Origin of the sequence: Streptomyces hydrogenans (assembly GCF_014656075.1) — a bacterium.
Lineage (GTDB): Bacteria > Actinomycetota > Actinomycetes > Streptomycetales > Streptomycetaceae > Streptomyces > Streptomyces hydrogenans.
Map to the genome: position 1 here is coordinate 1 of NZ_BNBS01000244.1, position 4833 is coordinate 4833.

Annotated in this window: 5 protein-coding genes; 2 read left to right on the plus strand and 3 right to left on the minus strand. The window is 75.9% G+C overall.

The window, feature by feature from the left end; translation table 11 throughout:
- Positions 1 to 198 (minus strand): hypothetical protein (locus tag IE321_RS40780; protein WP_229916836.1); only part of this gene is annotated, 198 nt, incomplete at its 3' end.
- Between the two features lie 45 nt (positions 199 to 243).
- On the minus strand, positions 244 to 1044 hold the full coding sequence (locus IE321_RS40785; protein WP_190226676.1) for a DUF6585 family protein: 801 nt from the start codon (positions 1042 to 1044) through the stop codon (positions 244 to 246).
- A gap of 126 nt (positions 1045 to 1170) precedes the next feature.
- Here IE321_RS40785 and IE321_RS40790 point away from each other — a divergent pair, with 126 nt between their 5' ends.
- Positions 1171 to 2649 (plus strand): outer membrane protein assembly factor BamB family protein, encoded by a 1479-nt coding sequence (locus IE321_RS40790; RefSeq protein WP_190226677.1) that lies wholly within the window; start codon positions 1171 to 1173, stop codon positions 2647 to 2649.
- Between the two features lie 108 nt (positions 2650 to 2757).
- Positions 2758 to 3789 carry a LacI family DNA-binding transcriptional regulator gene (locus tag IE321_RS40795; protein ID WP_190226678.1) on the plus strand — a complete coding sequence of 344 codons (1032 nt, stop codon included), beginning with the start codon at positions 2758 to 2760 and terminating at the stop codon, positions 3787 to 3789.
- A 28-nt stretch (positions 3790 to 3817) separates the two neighbouring features.
- Here IE321_RS40795 and IE321_RS40800 read toward each other — a convergent pair whose 3' ends face one another.
- Entirely contained in the window at positions 3818 to 4768 is a 951-nt protein-coding gene (locus IE321_RS40800; RefSeq protein ID WP_190226679.1) for a poly-gamma-glutamate hydrolase family protein, read from the minus strand.
- Positions 4769 to 4833 lie beyond the last annotated feature (65 nt).

Here is a 4833-nt window from a genome sequence, read left to right on the forward strand (position 1 = left end):
GGCGGCGGGCGCGAGGGCGGGCGGCGCCGCGGCCGGGGTGCGCGGGGCGGGCGCGGGGTGCGGGCGCGGGGTGTGGACGCAGCCGCCTACCAGGAGGACGGTCAGGAACGGGAGCGCGGTGCGGCGGACGTTCATGGCGGCCACGCTGCCGTACCCCGGCGAGGGCGGGTCGCCGGTACGGAGCGGGACCACCGCCACGGGTGAACGGCGGGGCCCGGACGCGACGCGGCGGGAGAACGCGGCTCAGCGGGGGGCCGGGCGTGCGCTCTGGGCCCGGAAGGTCTCCGTGAGGGCGAGGAAGAGGGGGACGTCCGGGGTGAGACGGGTGGGGACCGCGAGGAGCGGCCCGCGGCGGCCCTCGGCGCGGATGGTGATCGTGCCCTCCTGGACGACGACCTCCTGGATCCGGTGCCAGGGCGCGCAGGCACGGCCCGAGCCGAGTTCGACGGCGGTGAGCCACATCAGGCCGAAGTCGAGGCGCTCACCGGCGCCGAGGCGGGCGAGGGCACCGGGGAGCTGGGCACGGGCGGAGTCGAGGCGCAGCAGCGGGCCCCAGGTCTCGCCGCCGGTGAAGACGCTGCCGACGACGAGGTCGCGGCCCTCGGTGTCGGTGAGGCCGAAGGAGTACGTGACCGAGAGGGTCCGGCCGTACCGGGAGCGGCGCACGGTGTTGTCGAGGACCTCGGTGTCGGCGTAGCGCACGACCCGGATCCGGCCCTTGTGGTGGAGGACGAGCCCGCCCTCGTACTGCTCCAGGCGCGCGTCGCCGGTGCGGCCGCCGAAGACGAGGTGGCCGAGGAGCGCGACGCCGCAGAGGGCGAGGGACAGGCCGGGGACGATCGCGAGGGCGCCGTGGTCGGTGGCGAGCGCCGCGGCGACGGCCACCGTGAGGACGGCGGCGAGGATCCCGGCCCGCAGGGCGCCCCGGTCGCGCGCGGGTGCCGACGAGGCGTGCCCGCCGCGGTGGGCGCCGAGCCCCTCACGTGCCGCCGCCTCCCTCATCCGCCTTTCGCAGCCGTCCTGTTCGACGTCCGTCCGCACCATCGTCGCCCCCGGTCCCCCGTCGGTGTCCTCGGTCTGCGCCGCTATGCTACGACCAAAACAGAACCTTGTTCTAGAAAAGTTCTCGGACCTGCCGGTGTCACGCCGGCGCTCCCCAGGGGGACCCCGATGTCGTACACGCCGCCGTCCTGGTACCCGCCGGGACGGGCCTCCGCACCGGCCCGCCGCTCCCGGCGCGACGTCGGACTGACCGCGCTCGCCGTGGGGCTCGCCCTGCTGGTCGCGGCGGTGGCCGGGGCGGGCTGGTACGTGTACGGGCCGGCCGGCCGCGCCCGCGCGACGACCGCCGCCCCGCCCACGGCGCCCACGCCCTCCGCCGCCCCGCGCACCACCGGGCCGGTCCGCGTCCCCGGCGCCCGGGAGCCGGCCGTCGCCCGCCGCCCCGGCGAGGCCGCGGCCTGGATCGCCGAGGACTCCACCGACCTGCCCCGCCGGAACATCCCGGTGCACGGCCCCTGGATCGTCGGCGACACCGTCGTCCAGGCCGTGTACCGCGAGGTGACCGCCCGTCGCCTCTCGGACGGCGCCGAGGTGTGGAGCCTGACGCTGCCCACCCCGGTCTGCGAGGCGCCGGCCGACACGACCCCCGACGGCCGGATCGTCGTCGTCCTCGCGACCAGCGGCTCCCAGCGGGGCGCCCGCTGCGACCGGTTCCAGCTGGTCGACCTGAGGACCGGGAAGGCGGGCTGGCGGAAGGAGCTGCTGCGCGGGGTCGAGCAGGACCCCGCGATCATCGTCCACACGGCGATCAGCGGGGACACCCTCGCCGTCGCCCGGAACACGCGTGCCACCGCCTACCGCGTGACCGACGGCGGACGGCTCTTCGACGTCCCCGTCGAGAATCCGGGGCGCTGCCGCCCCGACCAGGTGGCCGGCGGCTCCCGGCTCCTCGTCAGCGCGGACTGCGCGATCGGCGTCGACCGCCGCGCCTCGTACGGACAGCTCCGCGAGCTCGATCCGCGCACCGGGGCGGTGCGCCTGCGGCACCGGACCCCGGCCGGCCGCCGGGTGGAGCGGGTGGTCTCCGTCGATCCGCTGGTGTACACCTCGCTCGACAACGACCGGCTCACCGACGACTGGCGGATCGTCGCCGTCGGACCGCGCGGCGAGACGCTGCGCACCATCGACCCTCGCCCCAAGGGCTTCGAGCACTGTGCGCACGTCGGCGTCGGTTCCGGCCTCCAGCCCTGCCCCGGCGTCCTCGTCGGCCACGGACTGGTCCACGTGGGCGGCGGCGACCGGGTCGGGGCCTACGACCTCGGCACCGGGAAACTGGTGTGGGGCGTCCAGGGGCACGACGGGCGGTCGCTGACGCCGGTGCGGTCCGACTCCGCGACGGGGACGGTCGTCTACGAGTCGGCCCTGCCCAGCGCTCCCGGCCGGACCTTCCTCCTCGGCAGGGCCGGAGCGGAACGGGAGAAGACCCTGCTGAAGCACCCGGCGGCGGCCGCGGCGGCGGAGTACACCACGGGCGCGGGCCGGGTGCTGTCCGTCGGCGGGCGGATCGTGGTGGCCCCCTCGACGGTCAGCGGCGACGACGCCCGACGTCAGCCCAGGATCGTCTCCTTCGCCCCGGTGCCCGAGTGACCACGCCCGAACCGGCCCTTCCCCACCCGCCCTTCCAGAGAGCGCTCTCAGACGCTTCGCCCTTACGGATATCCTGACCCCGCACCGGAGCAGACGAAGGGGGCCGACGTGGCCGAGCAGACGACGGGGGCCCGTCCCACCCTGGAGGCCGTCGCGGCCCGAGCCGGGGTCTCGCGGGCCACGGTCTCGCGGGTCGTCAACGGCGGCGCGGGGGTCCGCGCGCCCCTGGCCGACAAGGTGCGGGAGGCGGTCGAGGAGCTCGGGTACGTCCCGAACCTGGCGGCCCGCACCCTGGTCACCCGGCGCAACGGCGCCGTGGCCGTGGTCATCGCGGAGCCGGAGTTCCGGATCTTCTCCGACCCCTTCTTCCAGGAGCAGGTGCGCGGCATCAGCCGTGAACTGACCGCCCACGACTCCCAGTTGGTGCTGCTGTGGGTGGAGAGCCCGGGCGACCACGACCGGATCGCCCGCTATCTCGGCGGCGGCCACGTGGACGGCGCCCTCGCCTTCTCCCTGCACGACGAGGACGAACTGGCGGCGGTGCTGCGCCGGGCGAAGATCCCGACGGTGCTCGGCGGGCGGCCGACGGACGGGATCGGCCCGGACATGCCGTACGTCGACTGCGACAACCGCGGCGGGGCGAGCGAGGCCGTCCGCCTCCTGGTCGACCGGGGCTGCCGGACGGTCGCGCACCTCGCCGGGCCGCGCGACCAGACCTCGGCCGTCGACCGCGCCCAGGGCTACCGCGACGCGCTCGGGGACCCGGACCCGGCACTGCTGCTCCACGGCGACTTCACCGCGGAGAGCGGCGCCCGGGCGATGGCCGAACTCCTCGCCCGGCGCCCCGACGTGGACGGCGTCTTCGCCGCGAACGACCTGATGGCCTCCGGCGCCCTGCGCGTCCTGCGGGAGCGCGGCCTGCGGGTGCCGGAGGACGTCGCCGTGGTCGGCTTCGACGACGTGGCGTCCATCGCCGAACGCACGGACCCGCCCCTGACGACCGTCCGGCAGGACATCGAGGGCATGGGCCGCCTGATGGTCCGTCTGCTCATGCGCCTCCTGGGCGACCACGGGTCCGGGGCGCCCGCCCCGGACCCGCTGATCACCCCGACGACGCTGGTGCGCCGGGCCTCGGCCTAGAAGCCGCCCCGGCGGTCCCGCCCCGGGGCTACAGGGAGTCGAGGCCGCGCTCGTGCCGGTCGACGGCCTCGCGCACCGCGTCGACGAAGCCGTGCCAGTACGCGGGGGCGTCCGGCGCGGTGGGGGACGCCTGGCCGGCGGTCCCCCGGCGGCCGGAGCCGCTGCCGAACGTGCCGAACATCGCCCTGCGCAGTTCGGTGGACGTCTCCAGCTGGGCACCGGCCCCGGTGCGCGTGCGGTTGACGATGTTGGCCGGGTCGTCGCCGTTCAGCTCGGCGTCGGAACCCGCGACGACCACCTCGACCCCCAGCGAGGCGTTGAGCCCGTGCCGGTCGAAGGCCGACGCGAGGTTGCGGATGAGCCGCTGGTCCCGGCCGCCGACGAGGATCCGCTTGACCAGCGGGTCGTCGTCCGGCAGGTAGCCGTGGAGGGAGACCGCGTAGAGGTTGTGGGAGCAGACCGCCAGGGCGGCGGGGTCGTCGCAGTGGGTCGCGGTGACGTGGAGGGGCTTGACCGGGGCGGGGCGGGACGCGGTCAGCGTCTCGAACATCCAGTAGTCCCGCTGCACCGCGCCCGGGGTGCTCGTGTCCGGCCGCGGCTCGGTGCCCGGCTCGGCGCGGTCGTATCCGGCGATCGCGAGGCACAGTTCGGTGGTGCCCGCCTCCAGGCCGCCGCCGTGCGGGGCGAGGATCGCCGTGCTGCGGACCGGGGCGCTCGTCAGGAGGTTCGACGGCGCGGTCGCCGAAGGGTCCTTGGCGTAGTCGTTCAGGGTGACCGGGGTGCCGCAGCGGAAGCGGCGCATCCAGTGGACGCCCTCCTCGTAGTCGGCGCTGCTGTAGAGCGCGGCGTTCGAGGCGAACTCGACGGACTCCGCCGCGACGGCCGTACGGCCGTTCCCCGCGAGGTCGTTGACGAGGGGCAGGGTCGCGGCCGCGGCGGCGACGGAGGTCAGGAGGGTACGCCTGCTGGTGAGGTTCATGACGTGATCATGCCTTGCCGCAGGGCGCGACGACGGGCGGGTGGTCCGCGAGCCCGGCCGGGCTC

What these genes read in the sequence shown, in the direction of transcription:
- IE321_RS40785 (WP_190226676.1), bottom strand. Translation starts at nt 1,044, where the DNA reads ATGGTGCGGACGGACGTCGAACAGGACGGCTGCGAAAGGCGGATGAGG.
- IE321_RS40790 (WP_190226677.1), top strand. Translation starts at nt 1,171, where the DNA reads ATGTCGTACACGCCGCCGTCCTGGTACCCGCCGGGACGGGCCTCCGCA.
- IE321_RS40800 (WP_190226679.1), bottom strand. Translation starts at nt 4,768, where the DNA reads ATGAACCTCACCAGCAGGCGTACCCTCCTGACCTCCGTCGCCGCCGCG.